Origin of the sequence: Streptomyces sp. NPDC002886, assembly GCF_042888445.1 — a bacterium.
In the GTDB taxonomy this organism is placed as follows: domain Bacteria; phylum Actinomycetota; class Actinomycetes; order Streptomycetales; family Streptomycetaceae; genus Streptomyces.
The window spans coordinates 43,433-61,092 of the sequence record NZ_JBIAPV010000001.1 but is presented as its reverse complement, the minus strand read 5'-3'; the positions used below and the strand labels follow the sequence as shown (position 1 = coordinate 61,092).

The following is a 17,660-nucleotide window of genomic DNA, read 5'->3' as shown; positions in this document are numbered from 1 at the left end:
ACGGCCGGCCCGCGGGGTCAGGAGTTGGTCGTGGGCAGCCCGGGCGGGTTCACCAGGGAGGTGGGCACGGCCTCGTTGGAGAGGTTCCAGGCGGTCAGGAGCTTCGGGTACTGGCCGCTCTTGGCGAGGTGGTTGATGGCCTCGGCCACGGGCGCGGCCAGCCCGCTGTCCTTCTTCGCGGTCGCGGCGATCAGCCCCTGGAGGGTCTCACCGGCGCCGGAGAACGAACCGGCGTTGCGCGTCGGGGCGTTGCCGCTCGCGGTCTGGGTGATGTGGTAGGCGATCGAGGGGTTCGGGCCGAAGTTGAGGTCGATCTTCTTGCCGCTCAGCGCCAGGTAGACGCTGTTGGCGTCGGGGAAGTACTTGACGGTGATGTCCTTGCCCTCGGACTGGAGCTTCTTCTGCCACTCCAGGAGGATCTTCTCCTGGTTGGTGCCCTTGCTGACCGACACCGTCTTGCCCGCCAGCTTGCGGTAGTCGCCGCCGAACTCCCAGGTGTTCTCCTTCAGGGCCTCGAAGGCCAGGTTGTCCTGCCGGTAGGAGGCGAAGTCGTACTTCTTCTTGCGCTCCTCGGTGACCGTGACGTTGGAGAAGGCCACGTCGACCTTGCCGCTGTCGATGCCGACGAAGAGGTTCTCCCACGTGGAGTTCTTCACCACGGGCTTCAGGCCCAGGGTCGCGGCGACGAGTCGGCCGAGGTCGGGCTCCGCGCCGGTGAGGGTCTTCTGGTCGGTGCCGACGTAGGCGAGCGGCGGGAAGCCGGCGGGCAGGGCGCCGACGCCGATGACCAGCTCACCGCGGTCGCGCACCTCCTTCGGGAGCTTCGCGCGCAGGGACTCGACGACCGGGACGGACAGTTCCGCCTGCTGGGCGGCCCCGTTGGAGACGGCGCCGATGGTCACCTTGTCCGAGCCGGAGCCCGAGCCCGAGGAGGTGCCGGTGGCCTTCGCGTCACCGCCGCACGCGGTGAGTCCGGCGGCGAGGGCGACGGCGGCGGTCGTGGCGCCGAGGCCGCGGAGGAGTCTGTTGCGAAGGAGGGGCGGGCGCTGCATGGTGTTGCCTTTCGGATGTTCGGTGATGCGGAGAAGGCCTGAACGGGTCAGGCCGGGACAGGCCGGGGCAGGGTGCTCAGAGCACCTTGCTGAGGAACTCCCGGGTGCGCGGGTGCGCGGGGTGGTCCAGCACCTGTGCGGGCGGGCCCTGTTCGACGATCCGGCCCTCGTGGAGGAAGACGACCTCGTCGGCGACCTCGCGGGCGAAGCCGATCTCGTGGGTCACGATCACGAGGGTGGTGCCGCCGGTGGCCAGGTCCTTGATCACGGAGAGCACCTCGCCGACCAGCTCGGGGTCGAGCGCCGAGGTGGGTTCGTCGAAGAGGATGACCCCCGGCCGCAGGGCCAGGGCCCGGGCTATGGCCACCCGCTGCTGCTGGCCTCCGGACAGCTGCCGCGGGTAGGCGCCGCCGCGGTCCCCGAGTCCTACGCGGCGCAGCAGATCCTGCGCCAGGGCCTGTGCCTGCGGCCGGGACAGCCTGCCGGTGGCCACCGGGGCCGCGGCGATGTTGTCCAGGACCGTCAGGTGCGGGAAGAGGTTGAAGTTCTGGAAGACGAAGCCGATCCGGCCGCGCTGGGCGAGGATCGCGCGTTCCCGCAGCTCCTTGAGCCGGCCTCCGTGCCGTTCGACGCCGATCAGCTCGCCGCCGATGCTGACGTGACCGGCCTCGGGCCTCTCCAGGTGGTTGAGCACCCGCAGCAGGGTCGACTTGCCGGATCCGGAGCGGCCCAGGATGACGGTGACCGTGCCCGGAGCGACGGTCAGGCTCACCCCGTCCAGGACCCGCCGGCCACCGAACCACTTGTGCACCTCGTGCACCTCGATGGCGGCGGGCCGCGCGCTCGTGTCGGTCGCGGTGTTCGTGCTGCCGGTCATCGGGCCGTCTCCTTCCGGTAGCGGATCCGCAGGTCGCGCAGGCCCGTCCGGGCCCGCTGGAGGGGAGTGGGCACCGGGGTGCGCAGCGCTCCACGGGCGTAGTGGCGCTCGACGTAGTACTGCACGACGGAGACCAAACTGGTCAGGACCACGTACCAGACGGTCGCCACCAGCAGCAGCGGCACCACGTCCCCGGGATAGGTGCTGCCCAGGCTCTGCACCGAGCCGAACAGGTCGAGCAGGGACACGTAGAAGACCAGTGAGGTGGCCTTGAGGAGGCCGATCAGTTGGTTGACGTAGGAGGGCACGATCGAGCGGAGCGCCTGCGGGAAGACGATCCGGGCGAACTGGTACCGCTTGGGCAGTCCCAGGGCCGCGGCCGCCTCGTGCTGGCCCTGGTCGACGGAGAGCACGCCGGCCCGGACGATCTCGGCGGCGTACGCGGCCTCGCTCAGGCTCAGGCCGACCACGGCGACCGCCATGTCGGTGGCGAGCCGCGACTCGTCGAAGGTCACGAAGGCGGGGCCGAACGGCACGCCGATGCTGAGCGTGGGGTACAGGGCGCTGAGGTTGTACAGGAAGAGCAGGACGACGATCAGCGGCACGGAGCGCAGCAGCCAGACGTAGGTCCAGCTCACCGACCGCAGCACCGGGCTGCCCGAGAGCCGTCCGAGGGCCAGCAGGACGCCGCCGGCCAGGCCGAGGACCGCGCTGTACGCGGCCACCTGGAGGGTGATGAGCAGCCCGTCCAGGATCACCGGGCGGGCGAACCAGTACGCGAACCGGTCCCATTGGTAGAAGGGATTGGTGATCAGCCCGTGGGCGGCCTGCGAGACCAGCACCAGGACGACGATGCCGGCGACCCACCGCCCGGGCCGGCGCAGCGGGAGGACCCGCTCGGCCGGCCCGGGAGGCCCGGGCGGCCCGGAGGGGCCGGCGGGCGCGGAGAGGAGCAGTGATTCGGTCAAGGACACTCCACGGCTTCGAATAGGCGCAGAATCGAAAAGCAGCCGTCAAACAGGACTGGAGAGGCCGCCGATATCTCTTTATCTGCGGCGTAAGCTAGGCAGCCCGGAGAAGTGGTGTCAACGGCCTGGATATCGGGATGCGCGAAATCGTGTTCCGATTTCATCCGCCGTACACACAACGCCTCTTCGTGAAATGAAACTCAGCGGCCGTCGGGCGCCGTCGCCGAGTTCAGGCGGCCGCGCAGGGCGGCGAGCCGGATGCGCAGCAGCCGCAGCGGCGTGGGCGGAAGGCTTCGCGAACTGCCGCGCGCGTAGTACCGCTCGACGTGGTACTGGCCCGCGCTCAGCACGGTGGTGACGGCGATGTACCAGAGGGTGGCCACCATCAGCAGCGGGATGACCTGGTAGTTCTGGTTGTAGGTCAACTGGACCGAGTACAGCAGGTCGTGCACGGCCAGCACGCTGACGATGCTGGTGCCCTTGAGCGTGCCGATGAGCATGTTCCCGGCGGTCGGCACGATCGAGCGCATCGCCTGGGGGACCACGATCCGGTGCAGCGTCCAGCGCCTGCTCAGCCCGAGCGCCTGCGCGGCCTCGGTCTGGCCGGGGTCCACGGAGAGGATGCCGCCGCGCACCACCTCGGCGGCGTACGCGCTCTCGTGCAGGGTGAGGCCGATGACGGCGGTGAGGGTCGGGCCGAGCAGGTCGACCGTGCTGACGGTGAACAGCTGGGGGCCGTAGGGGATGCCCAGGCCGAGCGTCGGGTACAGGGCGCCGATGTTGAACCAGAACAGCAGTTGCACCAGCAGCGGTGTGGACCGGAAGATCCACACGTACCCCCAGCTCAGGGTGCGCAGCACCGGGTTGCCCGACAGTCGCATCACGGCCAGGACGGTGCCGAACAGGAACCCCAGCACCATCACCACGCCGGTCAGCCAGAGGGTCAGCAGGAGACCGTCGAGCACGGCGGAGGTGGTGAAGTACCGGGCCACCAGGCCCCATTGGAAGGCCTCGTTGCGGACGACGGAGGCCAGCACCATCGCGAAGACCAGCAGGGCGGCGGCAGCGGACACCTGACGGCCGAGGCGCCGGCGCGGCACGATCGGCGGCGGCGAGGCGCCGGGGGCGTAGGCGGGAGGGGCATCGGCCACGGGAGAGGCGTCGGGCGCGCGGGGCGCGTCGGAGACGTCGGAAGCGGAGGTCATGGAGGTGCTCCGGGGGTGGGAGGGATCGCGGGCGCGGCATGGGCTGCCGGACGCGGGTACGGGCGCCGTCACGCTCGCCGTGTCCCTCAACACGGCCGGACCGGCCGCCCGCGCGGGGCGGAGCCGGAACGCCGCCGATCGTATGCGTGCACCACACGAACGTGTCAACAGCGCGCGGTCCGGCGGAGGTCGGGACCGTCCGGCATCCGGGCCGTTGCTTGACGAAGGGCGCTTCGTACTGTTCAAGTAGTCGCATGAACGCCCATCAGCGCCTGGTCTCGCGCGACTACATCGACTTCGGTCGGGTGTGGTCCGCGGCCTGTTGCGCCTGACGCGGCAGCGGGCTGTCCGACCGGCCCTTCCCTCCCTCGGTGACCCCGTCGCGGGCCGAGATCTCCCCTCGCGCAACCGTCCTGCGGGCCACGACCGCCGCTAGGCCGGACTGCTCCGAACCCGGACGCGCGCTGCCGCCGCACCCCGCCTCCGACGCCCGGCGTCGTCACGTCCGGCGTCGTCACGCCCGCACCATCGCGCCTCTGCCCACCCCTGTCCCGTGCCGTCCCGCGACCACACGACCGACGGATCATCACGCACCGCCGTTCCGGGGGTGGTTCACCCTGCCCTGAGGCGATCCGCCGCACCTTCCGAAAGGCCACACCCATGCCCGTGGAGTTCCTCGGCATAGCCGCCACGAACAACGGCTCCGAAACCACCGCACGATCCGGCACCGCCTTCGACAGGGAGTACACGCTCCGCCTCGCCAGGGCGCACGAGGAACACGGCTGGGACCGGGTGCTGTTCGCCTACGGCTCCGGTACTCCGGACCCCGCGCCGGCCGCCGCGTACATCGCGAGCAAGCTGGACCGGCTGCAGATCCTGCTGGCCCACCGGCCCAACGTGTCGTACCCCACCTTCGCCGCGAAGACCTTCGCGACCCTCGACCAGATCAGCGGCGGCCGGCTGGCCGTGCACTTCATCACCGGCGGCAACGACCACGATCAGGGCCGCGAGGGCGACGTCCTCGGCAAGGACGAGCGCTACGCCCGGACCCTCGAGTACATCCGCATCGTCAAGAAGATCTGGACCACCCACGAGGCCTTCGACCACGAAGGCGAGCACTACCGCTTCCACGACTTCGTCAGCGACGTCTTCCCCGTCCAGCAGCCGCACCCGAACGTCTCGTTCGGCGGATCCTCGCCCGCGGCCTACGCGGCCGGCGCCGCCGAGGCAGACATCTACTGCCTGTGGGGCGAACCCCTGGAGCAGACGGCCCAGCAGATCGAGGCCGTACAGGCCGCCGCGCGGGCCGCGGGACGCACCGAGGCTCCCCGCATCCAGGTCGCGTTCCGGCCGATCATCGCCCCGACCGAGGAGCTGGCCTGGGAGAAGGCCCACCGCACGGTGGGAGCCATCAAGGAGCGCAGGCGGGCGGGGGACGTCCAGCGCCACCGCAACAACGGGGTGACGGAGGCCGCGGCGCCCCAGAACACCGGATCGCAGCGCCTGATCGCCATCGCCGAGGCGGGGGAGCGCTACGACCGGGCGCTGTGGACCCCGACCGCCGCCGCCACCGGGGGCGCGGGCAACTCCAACGCGCTGGTCGGCACCCCGGAGACGGTGGCGCAGGCACTGCTGGACTACTACGACCTCGGCGTGGACATCCTGTCGGCCCGCGGCTACGACCTGCTCGGCGACGCCGTCGACTTCGGCCGGTACGTGATCCCGCTCGTCCGCGAGGAGGTCGCGAAGCGGGACGCCGCGAGGGACGCGGCGAGAGACGCGGCACGGGACACCGAACAGGACACCGAAGGGGAAGCCGCGAGCGGCGCCGCCGGGCCCGGGGCCGGGTCCGCCCGTCAGACCCTGACGGCGGTCCGCGGATGAGCCTGCGCGCGCGACTGCGCCGCGGGCGGCTGCGCACCGCACTCGTCCTCCTGCCCGTTCCCCTGCTGGCGGCCCTGACGGCCTGCGGATCCGGTGACGGATCCCCTCCGGTGGCGGGAGCCCTCGCCTCTCCGGCGCCGGCCGACGATCCGGTCGCGGGCGTACGGGCCGTGGAGCCGATCGCCGCCCTGCTCCCCGCCGACGTCCGCAAGGCGGGCAGCCTGCGGCTCGGCGGCTCCGTCGGAGCGCCGCCGTCGGCGTACTACCCCGACGGGCAGGACAAGCCGCCGGCCGGCCTGGACATCGACATCGCCGCCGCGGTGGCGAAGGTCCTCGGGGTGAAGCTGGAGAGGCAGGACGCCTCCTTCGAGACGATCCTCCCCGCCCTCGGCAGCGGCAAGTACGACGTCGGCACGGGCAACTTCGGCGTCACCACCGAACGCCTGAAGTCCGTCGACTTCGTCACCTACATCAACGACGGCCAGGGATTCGCGGTCAAGACGGGCAGCACCGTGCTGACCGGGCAGGTCTCCGACCTCACCCAGCTGTGCGGACTGACCATCGGCACCGGCGCCGGCACGACCTTCGAGAAGACGCTCACCGCCAAGAAGGAGGTCTGCGCCGACGCGGGCAAGAAGCCGTACGAGGTCAAGGTCTTCTCCGAGAGCGGGGCCGTCACCACGGCCCTCCAGCAGGGCCGGATCGACGTCGTCATGTCGACGATCAACGGGCTGCGCCACCAGGCGGCGCAGCCCGCCGCGCGGACCACTTTCCTCGGGGAGTACCACCGCCTCGACGTCGGCTTCGCCTTCAAGAAGGGCTCCGCGCTGACCCCGGCCTTCCAGGCCGCGGTCAACGAGCTGATCAAGGACGGCACCTACGCACGGATCCTGAAGAAGTGGGGCACCGCGCCCTCCGCGATCGACACCTCGCAGATCAATCCGGCCGAGTACACGTGAGCGGATCAGCCGATGAGCGCCTCGGTGATCTGCCGGGTGGTCTGCGCCGCGACGCGGGGGTCGGTCGCGGCGTGGAAGGTGTAGGCGTTCAGGCCGGTGGCCAGGGCCCAGCCGCGGCCGCGCGTCCACGTGGCCTCGTCCACGTCCAGGGCGGCGCGGAAGACGGCCCGGCTGGAGGCGGACATCAGGGTGAAGGCGATGGTCAGATCACACGCCGGGTCCCCGATGCCCAGCCCGCCGAAGTCGATGACCGCGCTGAGGCCGCCGTCGGCGGTCAGTAGGTTGCCGGTGTGGAAGTCGCCGTGGAACCAGACCGGTGGCCGGTCCCAGGCGGGGGCGGCGAGAGCCGCCTCCCACAGTGCGGTCATGGCCGCCGCGTCGAACACGCCGGAGACCTGCGCGATGGCGGCCCGCGTCGCCCGGTCCCGGTCGGCCAGCGGAGCGCCGGTCAGGTTCGCGGGGACGGTCCCGGCCGGGAGGTCCGGGGCCGCGAACCGCTGCAGGTCGGTCAGGAACCGGGCCAGCGCGAGCGCGGCCGCGGGGGAGTCGGCCAGTGCCGCGGCGGTCGCCACCTCGCCGTCCAGCCAGCGGGACACCGACCACGGCCATGGGTACCCGAAGCCGGGCCGGCCCACGGCCACCGGTACGGGGACGGCCAGCGGCAGGTGCGGGGCGAGCCGGGGCAGCCACTCGGCCTCCTTCGCGGCCTGCCCGGCGACCCCGGGCCCGCGGGGGAGCCGGACGGACAGCTCCCGGCCCAGCCGGTAGATCACGTGGTCGGATCCGGCCGGGTCGAGGAGACGGAGGGGAAGCCCCGCCCAGTGCGGGAACTGCGCGTCGACCAGGCGCCTGACCAGCGCCGCGTCGATGACGGGGCGGGCTTCCCCGTCCGGCGCCGCCCCCTGGGTCGCTGCCGCCGTGCCGGTGGTCGTCTCGATCGCCAAGGAACGGCTCCCGTGCCCGGCCCGCTCCGGACGGCGGGCGTTCGGATCCATCCCACCGTGCCGGGGCCCGGCTGTCGACCGGTTTCCGGCCCCGTCCCCCCTCCCGTGGGCTACGAGACCGGGGCGTCCTCCTCTTCCGGCAGCCAGTGCGGTGTGCGGAAGGACGCGCCGCCGTACATCGGGAGCGCGATCGATTCCCCGTACCGGGCCAGCTGGTTCCAGGGCCGGTTGATCCCGGTGGAGCCGTAGCGGCGCACCCGGGTGACGGCGTCGAGGTCCAGGACGTCGACGAGCACCTCCTCGCCGGGGCCGGCCTGCTGGCGTACGAGGCCTTCGGGGTCGACGATCGTGCTGGCGCCGACCCCCGCCGGGTCGGCGGCGTTGACGTTGACCACGTACACCTGGTTCGTCCAGGCGTTGGCCCGGGCGCAGACGAGTTCCATCTCCCGGTCCCGGGTGGGCGTCAGGGTGGGCTGGATGACGATCTCCGCTCCCAGCCAGGCGAGTTGGCGGACCGTCTCGGGGAAGGAGCCGTCGTAGCAGATGGCGAGGCCCGCCCGGCCGATGCCGGGGAGGTCGAAGACGGTGAACTCGTGGCCGGGCCGCGCCCTTTCGTACGGCTGCCAGGGGAAGACCTTGCGGTAGCGGGCGACGATCTCGCCCTCGGGCGAGACCGCGATGGCGGTGTTGTAGACGTGGCCGTCCTCCGCGCGCTCGTAGAGGCTGCCGGGGACCAGCCACAGCTCGGTCTCCCTGGCGAGGGCGCAGATCCGGTCGGTGAGCGGTCCGGGGATCGTGACGGCCGCCCGCTCCATCCAGTCGTCGGGCGCGGGACGCAGCAGGGGGCCCTCGGCGGCGAGCAGCAGTTCGGGGGCGACGACGAGCTGGACGTGGGGGAAGAGCTCGTGCGCGGCGCGGACCTGGTCGCTGAAGCGCTGCCAGCTCGCTTCGAGGTCGTGGGCCACGGGAGTGGTCTGCAGGGCGGCGATGGCGAGAGTGCGCATGGTGGGGTCAGTCCTCGGTGACGGTGAGCGCGGCGACCGAGGTACGGCCTTCGCGGAAGAAGCGGCGGAAGCGGGTGCGGGCGATCAGCAGGGCCAGGGCGCCCGCGGCGAGGGATCCGGCGCCGAGCAGGAAGACCCCGCCGACGCCGTGGAAGGAGGTGCTGCCGTAGGCGGGGTCGTACATGTCGTAGGCGCTGCGGGCGAAGGCCGCCAGCATCAGCAGACCGCCCAGCAGGGGCAGGAGCCCGCGCAGCAGGAGGTCGCGCGGGGAGTCGCGCAGGCTGCGCCGGAAGTACCAGACGCAGCTGAGGGCGGTGGTGCCGTAGTAGCAGGCGATGAGCAGCCCGACGCAGAGGACGGCGTCGCCGAGGATGTCCGCGGAGACGAGCCGGAGCAGGATCAGCGTGCCGGCCGCCGCCGCTCCGCAGGCCAGGGTTCCGAAGGCGGGCGTGCGGTGCCGGGGGTGGACCCGGGCGAAGGCGCGGGGCAGGGCGCCGTGGGAGGCCATGGACAAGGTGCCGCGGGAGTTGCCGACGAGACAGGTGAGCAGGGCCGAGACCGCCGAGACGCAGACGGCGAGCTCCATCACCTTGGCGAGCGGCCCGCCGAGCACGGGCGGCGCGAGGGTCGTCAGGACGTCGGCGGCGTTGTCCGGGTTGCCGAGGCCCAGGCCCGCGGTTCCGGTGCCGGCGAAGCTGATCGCCGCGAACGCGGTGAACAGGTAGGTGCCCAGGAGCAGGAGGGTCGAGAGGACGGCGGCCTGCCCGGCCACGCGCTCGCCGTCGCGGGTCTCCTCGTTCGCGGCGAGCAGCGAGTCCCACCCCCAGTAGATGAACAGGCAGAGCAGGACGGCTTCGGCGAAGGGCCCGAATCCGTCGAAGGCACTGGGGTCGAGCCACTCCAGAGAGGGGGTGGCGGCGCCGTCGCGGGCGAAGGCGGCCACGCCGAAACCGACCAGGGCCGCCATCTGCAGGCCGAGGAGCACGTACTGCACGGAGGCCGCCAGGTGCAGCCCGCGGACGGAGACCAGGGTGCACGCGGCCAGCAGGAGGAGGGCGGTCGCCGTGACGGCGGCGTCGTTCCCGGCGAGGGAGTGCAGACCGAGCAGGTTCAGCAGGTACACGGCGCCGACCTGGGACAGGGCGGTCATCGCGATCAGGGTGGCGACGATCACGACCCAGCCCCCGGTGAACCAGCCGGCCACCGGCCCGAAGGCGCGGGTGGTCCAGACGAAGTTGGTGCCGCAGTCCGGCATCTCGCGGTTCAGCTCGCGGAACGCGAACGCCGTGAGCAGGATCGGTACGAAGCCCAGGAGCAGGGCGGCCGGAGCCAGGTCTCCCACGGCGAGCGTCACGAAGCCCAGGGTGACCGCGATGCTGTAGGCCGGGGCCACGGACGAGAGCCCGAGGGTGACCGAGGCGAGCAGGCCCACGGAGCCGCCGCGCAGCCCCTTGCCGACGGGGGCGGGCGCCGGCGCGGGCCCGGTTCTGGCCCCGGTGTCGGTCGGGTTGGTCATGATGCCTCCTGGAGGCCGCAGGTGTGGTGCCCGGAGCGTGGGGCGGAGCCCGCAGGGCGTGGGGAGGAGCCCCTGCGTTAAACCGAGATTTAAGACCCGGGGTCCTGGACCGTCAATAGGCAAAGCGATATTGTTAAACGCAGATTTAGATGATCAACCTGTGGAGGGGATGGCGTGGCAGCCAGGAAGGGGACCGGCAAGGAGAACCGCCGGACCGAGCTGGGCAAGGCGGTGGAGCGTGCCGTGCTGGTACGCGGACTGGAGGGCCTGCGGCTGCGCGATGTCGCCGACCAGGCCGGGGTCACCCCCGCCGCCGTGCTCTACTACGGCGATCTCGACGCCCTGGTCCACGCCACCTACCAGCAAGCCATCGAGCGCTACAGCCAGGAGCGCGAGGAGGCCGCCGACCGCTTCGCCGACGCCCGCGACAAACTGCGGGCCTGCATCGACCACGGAGTCGCCGGCGGCCCCGACGACGCACTGACCCGGCTGCTCTTCGAGTACTGGCCCCGCTGCCTGCGCGATGCCCGCGCGGCGGCGCTCGACAGTGCTCTGACAGAGCGCCAGATCGCCGTGTACTCGGGCATCTTGGTGCTGGGCCAGGCCCAGGGGCACTTCCTGCTCCAGGACCCGCCCCGGCTGCTCGCCGCGAACTTCGTCGCCATGGAGGACGGCTACCAGATGGAGGTCCTCGCGGGACGGCGCACGCGCCCCGAGGTGATCACCGCCCTGCGCTCGTACGCCCGGGCGGTCACGGGCCACGAACTGACCGACGGCGAGTCGGCGGAAGGCTCCTGACCGCGGGCGGACCCGGCCCGGACGCACCGCCGGCCCGCCTCGTGAGGAGGCGGGCCGGCGGCGTTCGGGCGGTATGGACTCCCGCTGGCGCGGGAGGGAGGTTACGGGTCAGGGGCAGGTGGCCAGGAGGACGGAGACGACCGTGCAGCTCGCGGTCGCGCTGTCGTTGAGCGGGTTGGGGTCGGTCGGCGAGGATGCCGTACGGGTGGCGGTGACCGAGACACGTCCCAGTGAGAGCAGCCCCAGCGGTACCCGGAACGTCTTGGTGACGGCGGCCCCGTTGGCGATGGTTCCGTAGGCGCAGGTCACGGTGGACCCGGCGGCCGTGCAGCCCGGAGACAGGGTGTTGGCGGACGCGCCCGGCGGCAGGCTCGCGGTGACCGTGGCCGAAGTGACCGTGCCCGGACCGGTGTTGCGGGTGGTCAGGGTGTAGGTGAGGTAAGGGACCAGCAGGCTGAGGCCGGGCTGCGCCGTCAGGTCCACGTCGATGTCGGCGGGCGGGAGCTGATAGGTGTACCGGCCCGCGCCGGTCACCGCGCTGGTGCCGCCGGGCGTGGTGACCTGGACGTCCACGGAACCGGCGGCGTGGGCGGGGGCGGTGGCCGTGCAGCTCGTGGCGGTGCAGGAGAGGCCGGTGCCCGGGTTGCCGGGGCCGAAGGCGATGGCGGTGGCGCCGTCCAGGCCGGTGCCGGTGACGGTGACGACCGTACCGCCGGCCGTCGTGCCGGTGGACGGGCTGAGGGAGGTCACCACGGGGACGGGGACGTAGGTGTACCGGCCGCCGGGCGACGGGGCGCTGGTGCCGCCGGCGGTGGTGGCCCGGACGTCCACCGCGCCGGTCCCGGCGGGAGCGGTGGCGGTGCAGGAGCTCGCCGTGCACGTGACGTCGGTGGCCGGGTTGCCCGCGCCGAAGGTGAGTACGGCGCCTGTCAGGTTGGTGCCGGTGACCGTCACGGGCGTACCGCCTGCCGTGGGTCCGGCGGCCGGGTCGACGGACGTGACCGTGGGCGGGAGGGTGAAGGCGAACACGATCCGCCCGTCACCGGAGTTGACTCCCTCCGTCAGGGTGACGGCCGAGTCGGGAACCGTCCCGGAGACCAGGCTGGACCCGCCGCCGCCTCCTCCTCCGCCCCCACCGGTCGAGCCGTATCTGCCGCCGGCCCCGCCCCGGCCTCCGCCGCCGTACCCGGCGCCGCCGCGGCCGCCCGCGCCCGTCGGGTTGAACACGCCCTGGGCGGCGGCGCCGCCGGAGCCGTTCGGGTAGGCGCCCGGGGAGCCGTTCGGGCCCTCGTTGTCCGCGCCGGGCCCTCCGACGCCGGCGGCCCCGCCGGCGGTGTCGCTGCCCGGGCCGCCGCCCGTACCGCCCTCGGCGTCGGGGACCAGGCCGTTGCCGTGGGCTCCGGCGCTGCCGCTGTCACCTCCGGCAGCGCCCCGGAAGGCGGGTGAACCGATGCCCGCTCCTCCTGCTCCGCCGCCCGAACCGGCCGTGAGGAGGGGTGCGTTGGCGGCCGTGGTCACCGCGACGAGTGCGCCTCCGAATCCCGGCACACCGAACTGCGCGCTCGGGGCGCCGTTGGCACCGCGCCGGCCGACCGTCACGTTGAAGGTCTGGCCGGGCGTTGCGGGAACGGTCGCGACAAGGTGCGCGCCCTTGCCGCCCGCGGTGCCGTCGGCGGCGTTCCCGCCCCCGGCGCCGTCCAGGGTCACCACACCGCTCACGACGCCTTCGGGCACCGTGACGCTTCCGGAACCGCCGGCGGAGCAGGTGATCGTGGTCGTGGCACCCGCCAGGACCGGGGCGGCGCACACCCCTTCGGCCGAAGCCGGGGGCGCCAGAACCGTCAGGCCACCCGCGGCCAGTGCCGAGGACGCGGCCGCCGCCAGCAGGCGTCGCCGCCACTGGGCACGCGGACCATGTAACACAGCAGTCGAAGACATCGAAGTCTCCCCCTCTCGCCTCCGCCCGGCAGCGGCCGGAGTCGCATACTCCCGAGAAGCCGCGGCCGGACGCTCCCGTACGACGAACCGGAACGCGGTTTCGTCCGGCGGTGCCGCCCGTTCGCCGGTATTCCGGGGCGCGTTGGAAGGACGGCGCCCAGTGATACCGGCGGAAGCATCGCAGCGGCCGGGGCGCCGCGGGCACCAAATGCCGGATCGTCCCGCCAAACCGTTGGAAACCCCGAAATCAGCCACCGAACTCGTATGGATGTCCGACAAGATGGGGGGTTGCCGCGTCGTGATCCAGCGGTGCGTCGGTGTCGTCGTGATGCCGCGGTGTCGTGCTGGGGTCAGCCGGCGGGATCGACGAGGTGGGGGCCGTTGTTGCGGACGCTGTTGACGGCGGTGGAGACCGGAGTCACCGCGAGCCGCCCGCCGGCGGGGGTGTGGAGCAGGGCACGGAGATCCGTCGTGTCCTCGTGGGAGGGATCGAGCCAGGCCTCGTAGTCTCCTGGATCGAGGGCGAGCGGCATCCGGGGGTGGATGCGGCCGGCCGCGTCGGTGGCCTCCGTGGTGATGATCGTGGCCGTGGTGAGCCAGGCGGCCGGATCGTCCCGGTCCTCGACGGCGGGGTCGCGCCAGAACTCGTACAGACCGGCCATGGCCATGACGGAGCCCGTCTCGGGGCGGATGAAATAGGGCTGCTTGTAGGCCTTGGCCGACCCGGTGGCGGGTACGGCGACCCACTCGAAGAACCCGTCCGCGGGCAGCAGGCAGCGCCGTTTGGCCAGGGCCTTGCGGTAGGCCGGCTTCTCGTGGACGGTCTCCACCCGCGCGTTGATCATCCGCGATCCCACGGCGGGGTCCTTGGCCCAGGAAGGCACGAGCCCCCACCGCACCGGACGCAACTGCCGCCCGATCTCCCCGGTGTCCCGGTCGGCGCGCTCCAGCACCGCCCACACCTCGTCGGTGGGCGCGACGTTCCAGGAGGGCCCGAGTTCCCGTCCGGGATCGAGCCGGGCATCGAAGAGTCCCGAGAGGTCTTCCGGCGCGCGGGAGGAGGCATATCGACCACACATGCCTCCACTGTCCCACCCTTCCCGGGCGAGCGGGGCGGAGCTCGCCGGTTCGGGACGGCACGCCGACGGCCGACGGGGCAGGTGGCCCGATGCCGGCCCGCCGAGGAGGCACCGGGTGTCGGAGCGGGAGCCGGAGTCCGAGCCGGGCGGGAGCGGGAGTCGGCCTCGGCGTCGGCGTATGAACTGGCCGAGGCTCAGGCTGGTCGACGCCCTCGCCGAGAGCTGGATCCTGGAGGAGGTCGCCCTGTTCGACGAAGGCGACCTCCCGCGCAGACTGTGGCGCGTCACCCGGCCCGTCGGCCCTCACCCCCCGAGCCGAGGGGTTGCCAGGCCGACAGGCCTATGGGCCTATGGGCCGACCGGCGCGCTCAGGCGGGCCGGGACCGGGTGGAGACCGTTACCCGGTCGACCCGCATCGGGTGGCCCGGTTCGGTGGCCGGGCCGGGGGTCGCGCCGTCGGCCAGGGGGAGGTTGCCGCCGATGGCCACGTTGAGGATCAGGAAGAGGCCGTGGTCCACCGCCCGCTTCCAGGTGTCCGGGTCCATCGCGGAGGCGGCCACCCGGTGGTGCACGCGGCCGTCCAGGTACCAGCGCACCTCCTCGGCGCCGGGGGAGAGGTCGACCTCGACGGCGTACGTGTGGAAGCCCGTACGGCAGTCCCCGCACGGCCGCGGGCCCGAGCTCAGGCCCGCCGGTTCCCGGCACGGGCCGCCTTCCAGGGTTCCGCAGTGCATGGTGGCGAAGACGCTGTCCCGGCCGTTGACCGATTCCATGATGTCGAGCTCCCCGACGCCCGGCCAGCCCGTGTACCCGTCGCGCAGCGGCGCCCCGAGCGTCCAGAACGCCGGCCAGTAGCCCGCCGCCCCGGCGCCGGTCACCCCGGGCAGGGCGATCGCGGCCTCGATCCGCAGGGTCCCGCCGGCCGGGGGCGCGAAGTCGGAGCGCCGGGTCTCGATGCGGCCCGACTTCCACGCGCCGTCCGTGCGGGTGGGGACGATCTCCAGCGCGCCCTTGCCGTCGAGGCGGACGTTGTCGGTGGAGTCGGTCATCGTCTCGATCTCCCCCGTGCCCCACTGGGCCGCGGGGCAGCCCGGGTAGCACGTGCCGGTGTCGTGCAGCCAGTTCGCGGAGGACGGCGGGCTGCCCGCGGGGCCGTCGAACTCCTCCCGGAAGACCTCGGTCCACCCCGTCGGCCCCGCAGGCCGGGCCTGTCCGGGTGCGGTGGCGGACGCGCCCACGGCGGGCAGTGCCCCCGAGTCAGTGAGCAGCCGCTCGAGCCGGGGGGTCAGGACGACGACCGCCGCGTTGGTCAGGTGGGTGTCGTCCCGGTAGAGCATGATGCGGTCCAGTACGGCCGGGCAGGTCGGCCCGTCACCCGGGCACAGCACCGGGTTCACGCTCACGGCGCGTACGCCGGGCAGGGCGCCGGCGGCGATCCGCCGGGCCAGCGGGTCGGGCTGCCGGGCGTCCGTACGGCTGAACGCGCAGGCGGCGGGGTCCTCGGGGCTGCCGGACACGCACGCGGGGACGTCCGTACCGGGCACCGGGGTGTCTTCGACGTAGACGATCGGCGCACCGATGGCCCGCAGGGGTTCGAGGGTCTTCTCCCAGGCCTCGGAGAGCAGTCCGGAATCGGCGGTGTAGCGGTTGAGCGAGGAGATCACGATGAGCCGCGGCTTAGGCTGCCGCCGCAGCCGCTCCAGGGCGTCGGCCCGCCAGGTGTCGCACTCCCGGTAGGCGCGGCCGAGCTGGGGGTTGTCCACCGCGAGCTGTGGCAGTGGGCAGCCCTGCTTCACCAACTCCTGCAGCGCCCAGCCGCGTTGGGAGGCCATGGCGAGCATCGCGGAGAACCACTGGCCGGCGTGCGAATCGCCGAGCAGCACGATCCGGTCCGGGCTGTCCACCGCACCGAACAGGCAGTCCGGGCTGCGGGTCACGGCCGGCGCCACCTCGCAGGCGCCGTCCGGGGGGAAGTCGGCCCGCGCCTGCGCGGGGGCGGGCACGACCGGGCCCGCCTCCAGCGGCGCGGAGCCCGTACGGGCGAGCAGGTGCGGGCCGGAGACGGCGCCCGGGGGCAGTCCGGCCGACCGGACGGGTGTCGCCGGGCCCAGCAGGTTCAGCGTGGTCGTCCCCACCACGAGCGCGAGGACCAGCGGCAGGACCACGGCCGTGATGCCCACCGACAGCCCCCGGCGCGGGAGTTCGGAGACGGTACGGCTGCGGCGCAGCGGCTGCTCGACCCAGCGCATGGTGGCGTAGGCGGGCAGTGCGGCGGCCAGGGTGAGGGCAGCCTTCACCGGCCAGTCCTGGGGGCCGAAGCGTGCCTCGGCGAGGACGAGCACCGGCCAGTGCCACAGGTAGAGGGTGTAGGAGAGCCGTCCCACCGCCCGGGGCGCCCGCCCCGCGAGGAGCCGGCCGATTCCGTAGTGGCCCGGCACGCTGCGCTCGCCCCGGCCGGGTATCGCGGCGAGGATCACGGCAGCGGCCCCCAGGGTCGGGACCAGGGCCGGGTAGCCGGGGTAGGGCGTGGACGCGTCGTACGCGAGCGCGCTCCAGACGATCGCCGTGCCCCCGGCCCAGCCGCACAGCAGCCGCAGCGGGCGCGGGCCGCGCAGGAGGTGCCAGGGCAGCAGGGCCACCAGCGCCCCGACCCCGAACTGCCAGACCCGCGAGGGCGTGGCGAGGTACGCGAGCGAGGGGGAGTGGTCCGTCCAGCGCAGCGACAGCGCGAACGAAGCGAGCACCAGCGGTACGGCGGCCAGTGCCACGGTGGCGCGCACGGCGCGGCCACGGCGTACGGCCCGGGTCGCGGCGAGCACGATCAGGGCGAGCAGCGGCGCCCAGAGGAGGTAGAACTGCTCCTCGACGGCGAGGGACCAGAAGTGCAGCAGCGGGCTCTGCTCGTGCCCGGCGGCGAGGTAGTCGGTCCGCTGGGCGACGAACCGCCAGTTGGCGACGGAGAGCGCCGCCGCGACCACGTCGTGCTCCAGGTCGGCGCGGCGCAGCGGCACGGTCAGCCAGGCGCCGGCCAGCGCCACCGCGCCGAGGACGACGGCCGCGGAGGGCAGGAGCCGGCGGGCCCGCCGGGAGAAGAAGTCCAGGAGCCGGATCCGGCCGGTGGTGATCGCCTCGCGGACGAGCAGGCCGGTGATGAGGTAGCCGGACACGACGAAGAAGACGTCCACGCCGACGAATCCGCCCGCGAGCCCCGGCACCCCCGCGTGGAAGGCGAGGACCGCGAGGACGGCGACGGCGCGCAGCCCCTCGATGTCGGGCCGGAACGCGGACCGGTGCGGACTGGGCCCGGACTCGCCCCCGGAGCGCGCCGACGGGGCGGACGGCGCCGCGGCTCCGGGGGCTTCGAGGGGTTCGGGGGGCGGTACGGGAACGGGAGGGGAGGAGGGGACGGGGGAGTGCATGGTGGTCGTGGAGCCTT

General features: G+C 73.0%; 13 protein-coding genes. 3 read left to right on the top strand and 10 right to left on the bottom strand.

Annotated elements, in window-relative coordinates:
* Window positions 1-17: 17 nt before the first annotated feature.
* From ACFYYB_RS00230 to ACFYYB_RS00215, 4 genes are all read right to left on the bottom strand, one after another.
* Window positions 18-1,052, bottom strand: a complete 1,035-nt coding sequence (locus ACFYYB_RS00230; protein ID WP_389432243.1) for a transporter substrate-binding domain-containing protein — start codon at window positions 1,050-1,052, stop codon at window positions 18-20.
* Window positions 1,053-1,128: 76 nt separating this feature from the next.
* The gene (locus tag ACFYYB_RS00225) at window positions 1,129-1,929 is read right to left on the bottom strand and encodes an amino acid ABC transporter ATP-binding protein (protein WP_327302408.1); all 801 of its coding nucleotides are present in this window, start codon (window positions 1,927-1,929) and stop codon (window positions 1,129-1,131) included.
* Entirely contained in the window at window positions 1,926-2,885 is a 960-nt protein-coding gene (locus ACFYYB_RS00220) for an amino acid ABC transporter permease (RefSeq protein WP_389433427.1), read from the bottom strand. The genes ACFYYB_RS00225 and ACFYYB_RS00220 overlap by 4 nt, the downstream gene beginning before the upstream one ends.
* Window positions 2,886-3,097: 212 nt before the next feature.
* Entirely contained in the window at window positions 3,098-4,102 is a 1,005-nt protein-coding gene (locus ACFYYB_RS00215; protein WP_389432242.1) for an ABC transporter permease subunit, read from the bottom strand.
* Between the two features lie 660 nt (window positions 4,103-4,762).
* On the opposite strand from ACFYYB_RS00215, the gene ACFYYB_RS00210 reads away from it, so the two are divergent.
* Both ACFYYB_RS00210 and ACFYYB_RS00205 read left to right on the top strand, forming a co-directional pair.
* Window positions 4,763-5,986, top strand: coding sequence for an LLM class flavin-dependent oxidoreductase (locus ACFYYB_RS00210; protein WP_389432240.1), 1,224 nt, complete (start codon window positions 4,763-4,765; stop codon window positions 5,984-5,986).
* Window positions 5,983-6,945, top strand: coding sequence for an ABC transporter substrate-binding protein (locus ACFYYB_RS00205; protein ID WP_389432238.1), 963 nt, complete (start codon window positions 5,983-5,985; stop codon window positions 6,943-6,945). Before ACFYYB_RS00210 ends, ACFYYB_RS00205 begins: the two co-directional genes overlap by 4 nt.
* Before the next feature lie 5 nt (window positions 6,946-6,950).
* Here the strand turns inward: ACFYYB_RS00205 and ACFYYB_RS00200 are convergent, their stop codons facing one another.
* From ACFYYB_RS00200 to ACFYYB_RS00190, 3 genes are all read right to left on the bottom strand, one after another.
* Window positions 6,951-7,883, bottom strand: a complete 933-nt coding sequence (locus tag ACFYYB_RS00200) for an aminoglycoside phosphotransferase family protein (RefSeq protein ID WP_389433426.1) — start codon at window positions 7,881-7,883, stop codon at window positions 6,951-6,953.
* Between the two features lie 116 nt (window positions 7,884-7,999).
* Entirely contained in the window at window positions 8,000-8,893 is an 894-nt protein-coding gene (locus ACFYYB_RS00195; RefSeq protein WP_389432237.1) for a carbon-nitrogen hydrolase family protein, read from the bottom strand.
* 7 nt (window positions 8,894-8,900) lie between these two features.
* Window positions 8,901-10,409 carry an APC family permease gene (locus ACFYYB_RS00190; RefSeq protein WP_389432236.1) on the bottom strand — a complete coding sequence of 503 codons (1,509 nt, stop codon included), beginning with the start codon at window positions 10,407-10,409 and terminating at the stop codon, window positions 8,901-8,903.
* A gap of 174 nt (window positions 10,410-10,583) precedes the next feature.
* Here ACFYYB_RS00190 and ACFYYB_RS00185 point away from each other — a divergent pair, with 174 nt between their 5' ends.
* Window positions 10,584-11,207, top strand: a complete 624-nt coding sequence (locus ACFYYB_RS00185; protein WP_389432235.1) for a TetR/AcrR family transcriptional regulator — start codon at window positions 10,584-10,586, stop codon at window positions 11,205-11,207.
* A gap of 108 nt (window positions 11,208-11,315) precedes the next feature.
* On the opposite strand, the gene ACFYYB_RS00180 is transcribed toward ACFYYB_RS00185, so the two are convergent.
* From ACFYYB_RS00180 to ACFYYB_RS00170, 3 genes are all read right to left on the bottom strand, one after another.
* Complete coding sequence (locus ACFYYB_RS00180; protein ID WP_389432234.1) at window positions 11,316-13,145, bottom strand: IPT/TIG domain-containing protein; 1,830 nt, start codon at window positions 13,143-13,145, stop codon at window positions 11,316-11,318.
* Window positions 13,146-13,495: 350 nt separating this feature from the next.
* Window positions 13,496-14,224, bottom strand: coding sequence for an SOS response-associated peptidase (locus ACFYYB_RS00175; protein ID WP_389432233.1), 729 nt, complete (start codon window positions 14,222-14,224; stop codon window positions 13,496-13,498).
* Between the two features lie 368 nt (window positions 14,225-14,592).
* On the bottom strand, window positions 14,593-17,643 hold the full coding sequence (locus ACFYYB_RS00170) for an SGNH hydrolase domain-containing protein (RefSeq protein ID WP_389432232.1): 3,051 nt from the start codon (window positions 17,641-17,643) through the stop codon (window positions 14,593-14,595).
* Window positions 17,644-17,660: the final 17 nt, after the last annotated feature.